This is a genomic window from Haloplanus rubicundus, from assembly GCF_003342675.1.
Lineage (GTDB): Archaea > Halobacteriota > Halobacteria > Halobacteriales > Haloferacaceae > Haloplanus > Haloplanus rubicundus.
This window is the reverse complement of sequence record NZ_CP031148.1, coordinates 2,132,830-2,147,415: the sequence shown is the minus strand read 5'-3', so window position 1 is coordinate 2,147,415 and position 14,586 is coordinate 2,132,830. Positions and strand designations below refer to the sequence as shown.

Here is a 14,586-nt window from a genome sequence, read left to right as displayed (position 1 = left end):
GATCAGGCCTCCGACATGGATTCTAGTTCGTCCGTCACGGCCGAGAGAACACGCTCGAACCGCTCGTTGACCTCGGTCGCGACCGAGTCGAGCGCATCGTTGTCCGCGATGCTGACCAGTTGCTTCGGATCGACAGCACTCACAACGATATCGCCGTCAACGGTTTCGTAGACGATGACGTTACACGGGAGGAGTGCGCCGAGTTCGATTTCTTCGGTCAGCCCCTCGTATGCCAGCGGGGGATTGCATGCACCGAGAATGCGGTACTGGCGGAATTCTTCGCCGAGTTTCTCCTTGAGCGTCGCCTGGATGTCGATGTCACAGAGGACGCCGAATCCTTCGTCTTCGAGCGCTGCGATCGTCGTGTCGACGACGTCGTCGAATTCGCCGGTTACTGCTGTTTGTATTGTATAGTTTATGAATCACATACCCCGTCAACGGGGTTAACGGTTAGGTGCCGCAACGGCGGGCGTTGAGAATGTGATGTATCGGCTGGAACAAGCCGGATCCGGTCATCCGGTACGTTCCAGTTGTTTTCGCCGTCGATCGAATTCGTCGTCCGAGACCTCACCGCGGGCGTAGCGCTCACGGAGAACCGACAGCGACTGTTCCTCGTTCCCGCCGGATTCGCGGTTGAGGAGCGCATAGACGATGTAGAGCGGAACGGCGACGAGGAGCCCCATCCAGAGGAGTCCCCAGAGCCCCATCGCTCCGCCGAAGAGGCCCCAGCCGCCGCCCATCATGCCGCCGCCGTAGCTCCCACTACCGTGGGCAGCAGCCGTTCCTGTCGCCGCGACCAGCAGCGGGACTGCGAGGATCGCGAGTCGACGAGCAGTGCGTCCGATGTGAGTGGTGAGTTGCGTCATTATCTTGCGTTGGTGAATCGCGGTGTCCAGTTGGAGCGATCGAAACGGTCAGGGCCGTCAGCAGTGGCCCTGCCTGGACATCCCGCGGTCGTGGTCGTCGTCAGCCCCACCGTGGTATTCCTCGTCAGCCATGTCCTGGGCCATCTCGTCGACGGTCACACCCATGTGCGACTCCATCCACTCGACAGCACCCGGACCCATGTGGTCGGTCATCTGCGTTTCCATCCAAGTGGCCCATTCATCTGCGGTGGCATTGTCCGTGGGCGCGTCGTCAGCGGTCGTGTCGTTGCCGTGTGCGCTGACAACGGGCGCAGCAAACACGAGTCCGACAATCGCGAGGGCCACGAGCAGCCAGCGGCCGAGTTTGAAGTTGGTCATTGTCTTTCTCCTCGGTTACTCGTAGGCCCCCTCTGGGGTTATCGACGTGGGTGTGAATTCACACAGGAGAACGTCCAAAAACGTGTATAAGACGTTCTAACCGTTTTTCAGAGATAGGATCGTTTGTCCGGGCCGAATTCGCCGGATTGGCACTCGACCCTCCTCTCAGGAAGAACCACGACCACACGAACGGCAGCCTGAACGATCCGAAACCGGGGCTTCAACCGAGTCACTCGACGTATCTCACGACACGCGCCATTCCTGCATCGAGATGGTAGAGATTGTGACAGTGGAACAACCACCGGCCGGGATTGTCGGCGTGGAAGTCGATCGTCACCTGCCCTCGATGTCCCGGAACGATGACCGTGTCTTTGATCGCGTTGCCCTTGGAAGAAGTGGCGGTGAAGGTGCATCGGGTGAACGACCGGGCTCTGATTAGTCATCCGAATTCGGACGTGTTCGTCGGGCCGAACCTGGAGCGGATCGGCGTCCGGGTAGGCCTGTCCGTCTATCGTCCACGTGTAGGACTGGCCTCTGCCGCGTGAGAGCGTCAGATCGAACGTTCGATCCGGCTCTCCACTCACCCCGTCAAGTGAGGAGATCGACCGCAAGTCTCCGTACTGCAGTCGGTTACCGGCCGACGACGGACGCTGCGGGCTCCCGCCCGCTGACTCGTACTCGACAACAGCCCTAGCTGGTGGTTCATCGAGCGCATCCGTTTGAACGGCCCACGTGCCTCGCGCTGAAGGAGGCTCATCCGACCATCGCTCGGTTCGATTTCAGCACCTACGACTCCGATGAATGGTTCTGCAACGGCGGGAATGGCCCGCTAGTTCATTTGCTTCTCTTGTAGGTCGTCACTCGGATAGATACGATACGTCCGCCCTTGGCGCTCGCGGTACAACAGGCCGCGTTTCTCGAGAGCACTCACCGTCTGGCTCACCTTGCTCTTCGAGAAGTCCGAGCGGTCCCTGAGTTCGATCTGTGTGATGCCGGGCGAGGAGAGGACCGGTTCGAGGATCCGGCGCTCATCATCCGGCAAGAGGTCTAATATGCGTGCCTGTGGCTGAGCCTCTGGATTGAGATTCCCCGCCGATTGGGTGTCTTCCTCCGGCGATTCGGCACTCTCAGGATCGGTCGAATTCGTCATCTCCATCTGTGAGCGGTCGGGTGCGTCCGTGCTACTGAGTTCGTCCCGAATCACGAGATATCCCCCACCGATGACGGCCGAGACGAGGAGAGTTCCGAGGACGTACCAGAGCGGATTCGTTCCATGAACTGCTCCCATCGACGTGCCCATCATCGACCCCATCTGGTCGAAGGCCTGCTGTTGCTGGTACGCTTGCCAGCTGAGCACCCCGCCGACGATGAGGATGGCAGCGACCAAGCCACCGACTACTGTATCGGCTCGCCGTCGATTCATCTCTCCCACCTGGATCCGCCGAGGTATTTGCTCATACATGAGAGTTCGTGAGACATCGCTGTACCAGTTGTGATTGACAAACGCAATATTCGGGGCTGCCTAGCCGCAAAACTCGGTATCACGATGCGGCGTTCAGTGATGTTCATGGCTCTGGGAAGACCCCGTCTCCGAGACCTGTGGGTGTTGTGCGAATTCGGAGGGGTGCTTCTCGAACGATCGCTTGCATCGATCCGAACAGAAGTAGTACGTCTCGCCATCGTGGGAGAGGCTCGGCCCACTGTCGTCGGTTCGCATCCCACAGACGGGGTCGCGGTACTGGCCGGGGGCACCGAGGCCACGGCGATACACGTAGAGGAGGTAGCCAGAGAGGGCGAACGCGATGATGTTGAGGTAGAAGGTGTAGTTGAGTTCGAAGTACGTCTGTTTGGTTGCAGTCTCTCCTCCGGCCAGATCCGGGACGATGCCGAAGGCGTCGAATAGCACCTCCATGAGGAAGCCCGTAAAGGCCATCGTCACGAAGAAGATGCCGAGGATATACAGCATCACCTTCCAGCCGTAGTACTTCCGGTAGACGTTCAGGACGGGGATGGTGATGAGATCGGCGTATACGAACGCAATAACGCCCGCGAAGCTGACCCCACCGCCCCAGAGCGCGACGGCGAACGGGACATTGCCCATGCTGCCGACGAAGCTGAGAACCGCGATGACGACGCCCATAACCGCATTCTCCGCGCTGACAAGCAACCCATCGCCTTGGAGGAAGAGCGCGTTCCACACCCACTGCGGGACGAACACAATGACGAATCCTGAGATGAGAAAGCCCGCAACGACGTCTTTCCAGATCATCGACCACTCCTTGCGGTATTGGTTCCCGACTTTGTACCAGCCCCCCCACGAGAGCAGCTCATCGCGCCACTCACCGCTACTTGCGGTCTCCTGCTCATAGGTTTCCATACAGCCTTCCGAGCAGAACTTCAGTGTCTCGCCACCGTCGGTCGTCAGCGAGTACTCGTCTTTGCCTTCCATCCCGCAGGTCGGATCCTCGGTGACACCGTGTTCCTGGTCGCGTTCGTTCAGTTTCTGCCGCACCTCGTCGAAGAGGTTCTCGGGGAGCGTCACGTGGACGAGCAGCGCCATCACGGCGATGAGGATGATGCCGCCGAGGAGTTCTGCGACCAGAAACTCCCAGCCGAGGAGGATCAGGATCATCAGACCGAGCTCAACGATGAGATTCGTCGAGGCGAACATGAACGCGAGGACGTTCACGACGTGCCCACCCTTTTTGAACAGCCCCTTCCCAATAGCGACGGCCCCGAAGCTACAGCCGCTACTCGCGGCGCCGAACACCGTTGCTTTGGTGAGTCCACTCAGGTCATCAGTTCCAAGGATCTGGGCCATCCGCTCCTTCGAGACGTAGACCTGGACGAGACTCGTGATGACGAGCCCCATGATGATCGCCCACGCGGCGGTCCAGAGGAAACCGACGCCGATCCGCAACGACTCGAAGATTCCGTCGACGAGGGCGGCTTGCATACCTAGACTATCTCAGCCATCTGTTTTGTTATTTTTTCTTAAGAAAGCGAGGTAGTGGATGGTGTAACTCTTGCAATCAAAGGTATTGGGCATTATCGACGATGTGGTGTGTTCGGTACTGCTCGCGGAGAAACAGTCCCTGCAGTTAGCATATTGGCGAAAATTATGTGTTCCTAACGTAGTCGGTCCGGTCAATCAACGGCAGTGCGGAGTTCCCGTAATCAAGATCCACTAACTCTCGTTTTGCTGGGGGACAGTCGACCGTGATTGGGAGACGTTCAATGGGCCAATGATTAGCAGCCATGCGCCACGCGGTAAAGGCAGCGAACCAGAGGACGAAACTGCCGCCGATCGGAATCGTTCAGTAGCTGAACGAAATCAATGGCAGTGCACTCAGAGACGATAATATCGACGTTCACCCCGTCGCTGTCGTGCGATTACGAACGAGAAATCGGCGATGGGCGCTGCAGGCGCTCGTTCGCTCGGTGAACGAAGTCCCTTGTTGGGCCTGAAACGGCCGAAATCGGGGGTGCTGAATACACTGCTGAGAAGGATATGTCGGTCTCGGTCGCTGACACTCCGAGAGACGACTCGCATATCGCAGATCGAGGATCCGTTTCCATCGCACCGGGTTCGATCCGTGAATACAAGACGACTCTCCCCAAAGAATAGATGTGAGCCACTCCTCGAAGTACCGCTGTATCACCTGTATGGACGAGACCGTCACGCGTGAATTCGACGTTTCACATCTTTCCCGCACGTGCGGCGTTTGCGGAGAGTTCGATCGGTTCGTCAATACTGTGGTTATCGAGCGGTTCAATGAGTTGGATGCGGATCCACCTCCACATCTCCACTGGGAGCAACTTGACCGCCTCCGGAAATTTCTGATCGCCGAACGGATCAGTCGGCGGGACCACACGATTGATGACTTTGAGGTGGCAGTCGACGATGACCAGTCAGAGCAGACAGGGAAGAGCGAGGCCAACGCCGAAGTGTGAGGCCTGGACTGCGCTGCAAGAGTCACAAGTAGTGCTCCCGAGAAAGCAGATATCGAAGAGAGATTAGCTGTTAGTTCGTGGCGGCACGGGCATCAGCAAGCCACCTCGGTTCGCGCACATCAGTGGATCCGAGGTCTGTGATTTCGCCCGACTGCGTAACGATGATCACCTCACCGCCATTCTCAAGCACAACCTGATATGAGAACTCCGTGAGGACGCCTTGGTCAGACACGACAGCCGATCGATAGTGGATTAGTTCACACGTCGAATCCGTTCCGCCTGAGTGCCTCCGCCAGTTCTCCATCAGGGTCAACCGTAAACTCAACCAACGATGACTCTGGTCTTGTTGTTGTATATAGATCCGAGTCAATATTGTCGGGAATCTCGTTCGTGTGTGACTCGTCTACAACTGCAACTGATATTTGTGGCTTAGTGGCAGTGTCTTCTGACTCACTCATTAACTGATAGTACGGGAGAGCGACGTTTGGCCTTTCGCATTCGAGTATAAAATGTTCTTTACGACACGCGCGCTTGACAGGACAAACCATCACAACCGCACCAATAAACTCAAATTATACTGGGGGATTGAGTTTCTCAGCCTATAGTGATGTGTCGATGGAGGATGTCAGATGTTGCTGTGTTTCCAGCCCTGATTGGAAGCGGTTGAGGACTTCTGTTTGGTGCTGTGGGCAGGCCATGAGGGCGACTGCTCCGGTTTGGATCGGGATTACTGGTTGATGGAGATTGTAGTGTGCGAGCTGGCAACTGGGGCAGCGGATACCTCCAGCCGGTCGATGCTTGATGATGTCTGCTCTACCAGTAGTCGTGAGTTCGCAGATAGAAACGAACTGGTCGACGTGGTCTCCGCAACCGATGATAGGGATGGTAAGCTGATCCAGAAGTAGGAAGGAAACACTGTCGTCGTCGCGGCTGTGGAGAGCAGACTCACAGTCCTCGCACTGGATGGGTGGATGGCCTTGGATGTCGTCAGGATCCGGTCGAGTAGCATCTGCTGGAGGCATACTGAGAGGTATACAAAGTGGTTGAGTCGCCATACAGGTAAGTTATAGGAACTTGTCACAGGCTCCCTCCTATCCCTGATAACCGGCAAGACTCCGAAACACGGGCGATGTCTGGAGTGTGATGAGAGTATTTCTGCTGCACATATCTTAGTCGAATATGAGAAAGACGATGGGACGACTGGAATCTTGGCAGAGTGTTCGGTTTGCGATGATGTCGTAAGGTCCGAGTGAGCATTCAGGACTGCGTTGCGACAGTAGAATCAAGTGTTCTGCTCTATTACCCTGCTGAGAGGCCAACTAATGGAGATTTCTGAAGAACTCGAATGTTTGTTTTCAGCCTCGATCGTAGAACAGGACGGATCGTCCGTGATTGAGGTCCCCGAGCGCGAACTGCAACTGGGTGACCTACAGCAAGGAGAAACATATCGCGTCGCACTCGTATCTTCTCCGACACAGAGCGAGTCGGAACAGACCGAACAGGCTGAACCGGAATCACAGCAACAGCGTCAGCCACCGGAGCCACCAGTTGAGGAAGGTGAGACTCGGGAAGTCGAGATTGAAGACCTCGGCGAACAGGGTGATGGCATTACTCGGGTTGAACGTGGCTTCGTCGTAATCGTACCTGATACCAAAAAGAGTGAGCGAGTCAACATTGAGATCACCGATGTACGGCAAAACGTCGCCTTCGCCGAGGTTGTCGAACGGTTGAGTTACTACGAGTGAGTTCTCGCTGTGCGGTCACCACACTTGAGAACTGTTAGTATTCCGCTCCGATGACACAGCGGATACGCACCGGCTACCTGCCAGAAATAGCGTGACCGATACAGAGAGTGTAATCAGCAAAATGTCCGGACTGTATTGGGAAAATAGGAGACGTGGATGGTGTGCCCAACTGGGTAGCAAATTCGAAGTCCTATCGGTCGTATATACCCGTCCGTGTACCGGAATCTCCGCCGGACATACGAGTTGTTCGCTCCGGAATTGGGGAGACGAATCGGGACGGTCACCGACTGGGCGATTGTCAGTGCGTTGGACCATTGCTGGCGTCAGATCAACGGCCACCACTGTCGTCTCCGCCAGAAGTGACTAATCGGAACGGTTTCGAAGTGTACCGGGAGTCATGATTCTTCGTTCGCGTACTGGTAGGTCGGACGGACGTCCTTGAGAAGCTCTTCGATGATTTCCCAAAGGACCAGGGAAGGGATTTCGTGCTCAAATGTAATCCCCCAGCGGTCCTCGGTATCGGCGGTTGAGTACTGAAAATGCGCCTGCCCGAGACCGGGATGGTCCTCGTCTTGGTGCCAGCCGGCGTGAAAGCCCGTGTTCGGGTCCGTGTAGTTGATACGAAACCAATCGTCTGGATCCTGTCGATACCACTTGATGGTGAGTTCAGGTGATTCAGGGCCTGTCGGGGGATCAAGGCGGCCCGGATCGAAAATCGCTCGCAGCTGCTTGGCCTCGATATCATCCGGAACGAACTCGACCGCTGAAATCTGTGGTACACGATCGAGGACGTCCCGCTTCAGCTGAGCATAGAGGTTCGCGTTCGGATCACCACCTAGATGCGGGACAGACATCCGTTAGCTGTTGGCCTCAGCAGGTTCTGTCGTTGGAGTGAGGAAGTCCCATTCGCGGATGGCGAAGCCAACGATCTGGATACGTCACTGCAGGTGCTCCCACTCACGGGCAATCTCACGGCGACGGGTTTCCTCGTCAGCGTCAAGGGACTCGTCAGCGAGCGTTCCGCGAAGTTGGTTCGGTGACTCAACGTCGAATTCGTCTTCCCAGTCGCGGATCTGCGTCTTCATATCGGCGAGACGGTCGGTGAGCTCTTCGACAGTGTGCCCACTATCTCGAAGACGCATCGCCTCCTGCATCGCCTGACGGCGATAATCAGGGTAGTACGTCGTGTGGGTGCCGCTCTCGTCACGATGGAGAATACCGTCGTCGACGAGCCGTTCAAGGACGCGCTTGGTTGGTTCGTGTGACCAGCCCGCTTCGGAGGCGACCCAGTTGGCCGTCCGCGGCTCCGACAGCTGCCGGGAGGTCATCCGAACCCGGTCTTCACCCGTGGTCTGGCGTTCCATCACGCTCTCGGAGTTCGACCCGTCTTCGGTCATACAATATCGTTCGGGCTTTGTCTTAATATAGGTTGAGTCCATTAGTCCTATAGCGGATTTACTCCTTTGCCATCGCCTCAGCCTCGGCCGAGGGTAACTAGAGCAAACTCGAACCCCGTGTTTGAGGGCTCTACCCGCGGAAGCGTCGTCGTGAGGCGGTTACAGTATTCGTGCGTCACCGACGGCGGGGTAGTTCAAGGGACCCGTGATTATTGCTATGATCATTCCACTAAAACCGACACATCTCATTCACGAATTCCAATAAAATGTCGCTCCCGATTCATTTGACCAAATTGAAACGTAGTATTAAAATCTATCCGCCGGAGCGGGGGACCACGAAGACAACCCTCAATCAGCAATAGTAGGTGGCTTGTGACCAACCACTCTCAGCTCTCAATACTGCTGGGCTCAGTTGATTGCAGCCGAGAGACATCAATGACCCAATGATTAGCAGCCATGCGCCACGCGGTAAAGGCAGCGAACCAGAGGACCAAACCGCCGTCGGTCGGAATCGTTCAGTAGCTGAACGAAATCAACGACATTGTAGTCAGAGACGATGATATCGACGATTACCCCGACATTGTCATGCGATTACGAGCAAGAAATCAGCAATGGGCGCTGCAGGATTTGAACCACGGTCGTTCCGCTCACTCCGTTCGCTCCACTCCCTGATTCAAATCCTTCGCGGTAGGTGATTCTCCGCTCACTATCGTTCGCGGAAGAATCATGGGCGCTGCAGGATTTGAACCCGCGACAATCTGGTCCGAAGCCAGACACTCTGTCCAGGCTGAGCTAAGCGCCCCGTCGTCCGTAATCGGACGCCCGCCAGTCATAAAGTAACCGATTCGCTCGGACCCGACGTTTAATTCGCCACGTCCCGAACGGGAGAGCATGGCCGACGTACGCATCGAATACTGCGTCCCGTGTGGCTTTCTCGACCGTGCCGAGGAGGTACAGCACGCCCTGCTCACGTCGCTGGGGGAGGAACTCGACGCCGTGGCGCTGGTGACCGGCGACAAGGGCGTCTTCCGTGTCCACGTCGACGGCGACACCATCTACGACAAGGACGAGGACGGCGACTACGACGTGGACGCCCTCGTGGCGACGGTGCGCGACCGGGTCGACTGAGACGGTTTATCATAAGTCACCTCCGGACGGGTACGATACCCCTTGCCGAGCCGGCCGCCGAAACGGAACCCTTACTGCCACACCGCCGCCAGCGTCGGGTATGGTCGAGGCCGACGGACGGGAGGCGGCGGCGCTCGTCGCCGACGATGTCCGCAAGCGCTACGGCGATACCGTGGCGCTCGACGGCGTGTCGCTCTCGATTCCCACGGGCGAGGTGTTCGGACTCGTCGGGCCGAACGGCGCAGGGAAGACGACGCTCGTCCGCGCGCTGACGGGGACGACCCGGTGTGAGGGGTCGATACGTGTCCTCGGAGCGGCGCCGGACACCGTCGACGCCCACCGCGTCGGTCTCCTCCCCCAGTCGTTCAACCCGGCGGACCGCCTCACGGCGCGGGAACTGATCGCCTACTACGCCGGCCTCTACGACGAGGCCCGCGCCGTCGACGCCGTCCTCGACGACGTGGGCCTCGCCGACGACGCCGACACCTGGTACGAGAACCTCTCGGGCGGCCAGCAACGCCGGGCCTGCGTGGGGACGGCACTCGTCAACGACCCCGACGTGCTCTTTCTGGACGAGCCGACGACGGGTATCGACCCCGCGGGCCGGCGGTCGCTGTGGGCGCTGATCGACGGCCTCGCGGCCGGCGGGACGACCGTCCTGCTCACCAGTCACTCGATGGCCGAGGTGGAGCGCCTCGCGGACCGCGTCGGTCTCCTCCGCGACGGCTCGCTCGTCGCCGTCGGCTCGCCGGACGAGTTGATCGCCGACCACGGCGGCGACAGTCACCTGCTTCTCGACGCCCCGGCCGTCGAAGCCGCGGCCGTCTCCGCGGCGCTCGACGCCGAGGTGGCCGAGCGCGACGGCCGACTCGTCGTCCGGAACGTCACGCTCGCGGACGTGGGTGGGGTCGTCGCCGACTTGGAGGCCGCGGGCGTCGACTTCGACTCCTTCACGTGGGCCGAGCCGAGTCTGGAGGACGTGTATCTCCGGCTGACCGGCGAGACGATGGACAGGGAGGCGAGCCGATGAGCCGCAGTCGTCGCATCCGGGCGGCGTTCGTGGCCGCCTTACTGGCCTTTGCCCGCCGGAAGACGGCCGTCTTCTTCACCTTCTTCTTCCCCATCCTGATCATTCTGATCTTCGGGGCGCTGGTGCAGACACAGCCCACGGGTGGCGGCCTGTTCGCCCGGCCGCCGGCGTACTACATCCCGGGCTATCTCGGCGTCGTGGTGGTGTTCACCCCGCTGTCGCGGGTCGGAAGCACCATCGCCCGCCACCGCGACGGCAACCGCTTCGAGAAACTGGCGACGACGCCGCTCCGGCGCTGGGAGTGGCTGCTGGCTCACACCCTCGTCAACGTCGCCATCATCGGTCTCGCGGCCCTGATACTGTTCGCGCTGGTCCTCCTCGTGACGGGGGCGACCGTGGTCGTCGGTCCCGGCCTCCTCGCCCTCGCGCCGCTGGTGGTCGCGGGCGTCGCGCTGTTCTGTGGGCTGGGGTCGATCATCGGCCGCGTCGCGGACTCGCAGGACGGCGTCATCGCCGCGAGCAACGCCGTCGCCTTCCCCGTCTGGGTGCTCTCGGAGACGTTCGTCCCGCCCGCGATGCTGCCGGCGTGGTTCCGCTCCGTGACCGCGATCTCGCCGCTGACGTACTTCTCGCGCGGCGTCCGCGCGGCCACCTCGGGCGCCGACCCCACCGTTGCCCTCCTCGTCCTCGCGGCCGTCGCGCTCGCGTTCTTCGTCGCCGGCGCCCTCGCCGTCCCACGGACGGAGTAGGGCGGATTACGGATCGTCGGCGCGACCGTCGCTCCGGGAATCCGGGTCCCCGTCGCCGTCGTCGATGTCGTCAATGTCGTCGCCGTCGTCGTCGCTCTCCGTGCCCACGGCGTCGACCGTCGCCTCGATCCATCCGCGCCGCGCCGCGAGCGACTCCCTGAGCCGCGTCGCGAGCGTCGCCCGCAGGTCGTCGGCGTCGGCGTCGGCCACGTCGACGGCGGCGGCGTCGCTGCCGACGAGCGAGAGCGACCCCGCGGTGTCGGCGGTGACGGTCGCCACGTTCCAGCGCCGCTGGAATATCGTCCGCGAGTCGATGACCGTCTGTATCCGGTAGTACGGGACCACCTTGACCCGCCGGCGCAGGAAGCCGTTGCGCGTGACGAAGTGATGCTCGCCGAGCCAGTAGCCGCGATGGCGCCACTTGAGGTGGGCGGCGACCGGCGCGAGGAGCGCGAGCGGCACCGGCGCGTACGGCGGCCAGGGGAGCGCCCCCGCGGTGACCGCCTCGGCGCCGTAGAGCAGCGCCGTGAGGCCGCCGAGCACGAGGAGATAGCGGACGGCGTAGCGGCGGCGCACGCGCTTCGGTGGCCGGCGAAAGTCGGGCGACCCGAACGACTCGATCCGGTTGGCGAGGGCGAACACCCGGTCTCGGCGGGCGAGGGGGACGGCCGCCTCCGAGCCGCTCTCGCCACTCCCCGGGGCGTAGCCCGCCGTCTCGATGCGGAGCGACGCGAAGCCGAAGTACCGCTTCAGCGGGTCGTCGACGACGGTCAGCGTCTGGACCTTGTCCAGTGGGATCGAGCCGTCGTACCGCCGCAACAGCCCGCGTTCGTACTGGAGTTCGTCCTCGACTTGCGTCAGCCGGAAGCCGTAGTAGTTGAGGACGGCCGCCGTCGCGCCGGCGACCCACGAGACGAGGACGACGGCGAGCGCGCCGACCACCAGCCCCGCGGCGACGACGGCGGTTCCGGACCCCGGTGGGACGACCGACGACATCGCGGGGAGGCTCCCCGAGACGAGGACGAAGAGGAGCCCCGGAATCCGCACGTCGAAGGAGAGGGCGCCGACGAGCGCGAGTTCGCGCGGCGTGAGCGCGAACAGTTCGTCGGCGGGAGGTTCGGGGTCCCCCGCTTCGCTCCCCTCGACGCCGCGTTTCAGGCGCCCGATTTCGCGCTGGAGGCGTTTGGCCTCCTCGAAGTCGACGAAGCGGAGCGAGGCCTCCGTCTCGCTCCCGCCGGCCGTCTCGAAGTCGACGGCGGCGATGTCGAGGAAGCGCTGGACGACGTTCCGGCTGATGTCGACGTTCTGAATCCGACGGATCGGAATCTCGCGGTTTCGGCGCGAGACGACGCCCGACCGGATGTCGAGCGTATCGCTTCCGAGGTCGTACTCGAAGCGACGGAAGTACGCCACCTCGTACGCGATCAGCGCGAGGAGCGCGAGGCCGACGAGGACGACGCCGACGAGGCCGCCGGCCGGCCCGAACGCCGCCGACGCACCCGAAAAGAGGATGGCGGCGGTGAAGACGATGCTCCCCCCGCGCTCGACGATGCGATAGGGGACCGAGAGCGACGAGAGCGTCCGGCTCATGGATGTCGTCGTGACTGGATTCGGACGCTTCGTCGGGACGGGGCGGCGAACCGCCGGGGACGGCGGCCGACCGTACTCGTCATACGGCGTCCTCGCCCTCGGCGCGGATGGCGAGTCGTTTCAGCCGTTCGCGCAGGCCGTCGGCGCCGTCGGGGGTCAGCCCCGGCACCGTCACGTCCGCGCCGCGAGAGCCGGCGGTGTAGACGACCGTGCTGGCGAGGCCGGCGAGTCGCTCCACCGGGCCGCGCGAGGAGTCGACGTGCTGGATGCGGACGAAGGGAACGACGGTCCGCACGCGGGTGAAGACGCCACGTTCGAGATAGAGGGCGTCGTCACGGACCTCGTACCGCCAGACGCGATAGCGGGCGAGCGCGAGGCCGACGCCGCCGACGAGGAAGACGGCGAAGGCGGCGACAGGCGCCCACACCGGCAGGGCGAGGGCAAACCGGCTCACCGCGAAGACGACGAGGCCGACGACGACGGCCGTGACGGCGGCCTGCGCGCCCCAGACGACACGTACCCGTGGGTGGAGGCGGTTCATCGCACCCCTCCACCGCGACGGTCGAACATGCCAACGGCTTCCAGTCGGCGATTCAAATAGGTGCCGGGCGCGGCGGTGGCAAGTCGCGTCACAGCCGTCACAGCGCGTCGAGCAACGCGTCCACGTCCCCGGGGGTGTTGAAGACGTGGACCGACGCCCGCACCGCGTCGGGATACGGGAGCGAGCGGACGTGGATTCCCCGGTCGGCGAGGCGCTCGACCAGCGCCTCGGGGTCGTCGGCCGCGAAGGTGACCAGCCCCGACTCGTACTCCCGGGGGCTCAGGAGCCGGTCACCCAGCCCCGCCTTCAGGCGGTCGGTCAGGCGTTCGATCCGGCCGGTGATGGTGTCGTAGCCGAGCGCCTCGACGGTGTCGATGGCGGCGATCAGGCCACGGTAGGGCGCCGGCGAGGTGGTCCCGACCTCCAGCCGTGGGGCACCGGGTTTGAGCTCCAGGTCGTCGGCACCGGTGTCCGTGACGCTCCGATAGCCCACGACACCCGGCGTCAACCCGTCGGCCACCTCGCGGTCGACGTAGAGGAAGCCGGCGCCCCACGGCCCGAGCAGCCACTTGTGGCCCGCGGCGGCGACGAAGTCGGCGCCCCACTCGTGAACGTCGACGGGAACCTGTCCCGGCGACTGCACCGCGTCGACGAGTACGAGCGTATCGTGTTCGTGGGCGATGTCGACGACCGTCGAGATGGGGAGTTGCGTGCCGTAGTTCCAGGTGATGGAGTTACAACAGAGCAGGCGCGCGTCCGGGTCCGAGACGGCGTCGGTGAGGGCGTCGAGGTCGAGCCGTCCGGCTTCGGTGTCGAGTACCTCCACCTCGACGCCCTGCTCGCGGAGGTTCCACCACGGGATCACGCCCGCGGAGTGTTCGAGGTCGGTCCGGACGACGACGTCGCCGGGCTCCCAGTCGATTGCGGCGGCGACTCGGGCGATGCCGTCGGCCGTGCTGTCGGTCAGGGCGATTTCCTGCGGGTCGGCGCCGAGGAAGTCCGCGACGGCCTCGCGGGTCTCGTCGAACGTCTCGAAGGCGGCGGGGTACGCGCCTTCCTCGACCGGAGAGGCGTACTCGTGGTGTTCGAGGAACTCGGTCGCCGCCTCGACGACGTGCCGGGGAGCCGGACCGGACGCGCCGGTGTTGAAGTAGACGCCGCGGTCACAGACCGGAATCGCCGCCCGGAGGTCTTCGGGGTCCATGCGA

16 protein-coding genes, 1 tRNA gene and 2 pseudogenes are annotated in these 14,586 nt (G+C 61.9%); 6 read left to right on the top strand and 13 right to left on the bottom strand.

From position 1 onward, the window contains the following. Window positions 1-2: 2 nt before the first annotated feature. The 6 genes and pseudogenes from DU484_RS11965 to DU484_RS11940 form a co-directional block, all read right to left on the bottom strand. Window positions 3-419 carry a DUF302 domain-containing protein gene (locus DU484_RS11965; protein WP_114605998.1) on the bottom strand — a complete coding sequence of 139 codons (417 nt, stop codon included), beginning with the start codon at window positions 417-419 and terminating at the stop codon, window positions 3-5. A 93-nt stretch (window positions 420-512) separates the two neighbouring features. Continuing rightward, window positions 513-866 carry an SHOCT domain-containing protein gene (locus DU484_RS11960; RefSeq protein ID WP_114605997.1) on the bottom strand — a complete coding sequence of 118 codons (354 nt, stop codon included), beginning with the start codon at window positions 864-866 and terminating at the stop codon, window positions 513-515. A 57-nt stretch (window positions 867-923) separates the two neighbouring features. Beyond that, the gene (locus DU484_RS11955; RefSeq protein WP_114605996.1) at window positions 924-1,244 is read right to left on the bottom strand and encodes a hypothetical protein; all 321 of its coding nucleotides are present in this window, start codon (window positions 1,242-1,244) and stop codon (window positions 924-926) included. A 229-nt stretch (window positions 1,245-1,473) separates the two neighbouring features. Beyond that, window positions 1,474-1,828, bottom strand: a pseudogene (locus tag DU484_RS11950) (multicopper oxidase domain-containing protein). Between the two features lie 245 nt (window positions 1,829-2,073). Next, window positions 2,074-2,667, bottom strand: coding sequence for a helix-turn-helix transcriptional regulator (locus tag DU484_RS11945; protein ID WP_114606781.1), 594 nt, complete (start codon window positions 2,665-2,667; stop codon window positions 2,074-2,076). 132 nt (window positions 2,668-2,799) lie between these two features. Beyond that, window positions 2,800-4,200: a permease gene (locus DU484_RS11940; RefSeq protein ID WP_114605995.1), complete on the bottom strand. Its 1,401-nt coding sequence runs from the start codon at window positions 4,198-4,200 to the stop codon at window positions 2,800-2,802. Window positions 4,201-4,910: 710 nt separating this feature from the next. On the opposite strand from DU484_RS11940, the gene DU484_RS11935 reads away from it, so the two are divergent. Beyond that, window positions 4,911-5,198 (top strand): hypothetical protein, encoded by a 288-nt coding sequence (locus tag DU484_RS11935; protein WP_262342782.1) that lies wholly within the window; start codon window positions 4,911-4,913, stop codon window positions 5,196-5,198. 257 nt (window positions 5,199-5,455) lie between these two features. On the opposite strand, the gene DU484_RS11930 is transcribed toward DU484_RS11935, so the two are convergent. After that, window positions 5,456-5,656, bottom strand: a complete 201-nt coding sequence (locus tag DU484_RS11930; RefSeq protein ID WP_114606780.1) for a hypothetical protein — start codon at window positions 5,654-5,656, stop codon at window positions 5,456-5,458. 642 nt (window positions 5,657-6,298) lie between these two features. Here DU484_RS11930 and DU484_RS20820 point away from each other — a divergent pair. Together DU484_RS20820 and DU484_RS11920 are read left to right on the top strand one after the other, a co-directional pair. Further along, window positions 6,299-6,451, top strand: a complete 153-nt coding sequence (locus DU484_RS20820; protein WP_449405124.1) for a DUF7837 family putative zinc-binding protein — start codon at window positions 6,299-6,301, stop codon at window positions 6,449-6,451. 69 nt (window positions 6,452-6,520) lie between these two features. Further along, entirely contained in the window at window positions 6,521-6,943 is a 423-nt protein-coding gene (locus DU484_RS11920; RefSeq protein WP_114605992.1) for a TRAM domain-containing protein, read from the top strand. Window positions 6,944-7,338: 395 nt separating this feature from the next. Here DU484_RS11920 and DU484_RS11915 read toward each other — a convergent pair whose 3' ends face one another. From DU484_RS11915 to DU484_RS11905, 3 genes and pseudogenes are all read right to left on the bottom strand, one after another. Continuing rightward, a complete protein-coding gene (locus DU484_RS11915; RefSeq protein WP_114605991.1) occupies window positions 7,339-7,797 on the bottom strand; it encodes a hypothetical protein in 459 nt (152 codons plus the stop codon). A gap of 3 nt (window positions 7,798-7,800) precedes the next feature. Further along, window positions 7,801-8,382, bottom strand: a pseudogene (locus DU484_RS11910) (DUF7342 family protein). Between the two features lie 685 nt (window positions 8,383-9,067). Further along, window positions 9,068-9,142, bottom strand: a tRNA-Arg gene (locus tag DU484_RS11905). Between the two features lie 89 nt (window positions 9,143-9,231). On the opposite strand from DU484_RS11905, the gene DU484_RS11900 reads away from it, so the two are divergent. From DU484_RS11900 to DU484_RS11890, 3 genes are all read left to right on the top strand, one after another. Continuing rightward, window positions 9,232-9,468: a SelT/SelW/SelH family protein gene (locus tag DU484_RS11900; protein WP_114586252.1), complete on the top strand. Its 237-nt coding sequence runs from the start codon at window positions 9,232-9,234 to the stop codon at window positions 9,466-9,468. Between the two features lie 100 nt (window positions 9,469-9,568). Then, window positions 9,569-10,498: an ABC transporter ATP-binding protein gene (locus DU484_RS11895; protein WP_114586251.1), complete on the top strand. Its 930-nt coding sequence runs from the start codon at window positions 9,569-9,571 to the stop codon at window positions 10,496-10,498. Then, window positions 10,495-11,247, top strand: coding sequence for an ABC transporter permease (locus DU484_RS11890; protein WP_114586250.1), 753 nt, complete (start codon window positions 10,495-10,497; stop codon window positions 11,245-11,247). Before DU484_RS11895 ends, DU484_RS11890 begins: the two co-directional genes overlap by 4 nt. A 6-nt stretch (window positions 11,248-11,253) precedes the next feature. Here the strand turns inward: DU484_RS11890 and DU484_RS11885 are convergent, their stop codons facing one another. From DU484_RS11885 to DU484_RS11875, 3 genes are all read right to left on the bottom strand, one after another. Further along, entirely contained in the window at window positions 11,254-12,837 is a 1,584-nt protein-coding gene (locus DU484_RS11885) for a PH domain-containing protein (RefSeq protein WP_114605990.1), read from the bottom strand. Window positions 12,838-12,916: 79 nt separating this feature from the next. Beyond that, a complete protein-coding gene (locus tag DU484_RS11880; protein WP_114586248.1) occupies window positions 12,917-13,378 on the bottom strand; it encodes a PH domain-containing protein in 462 nt (153 codons plus the stop codon). A 97-nt stretch (window positions 13,379-13,475) separates the two neighbouring features. Next, window positions 13,476-14,582 carry an aminotransferase class V-fold PLP-dependent enzyme gene (locus DU484_RS11875; protein WP_114605989.1) on the bottom strand — a complete coding sequence of 369 codons (1,107 nt, stop codon included), beginning with the start codon at window positions 14,580-14,582 and terminating at the stop codon, window positions 13,476-13,478. Window positions 14,583-14,586: the final 4 nt, after the last annotated feature.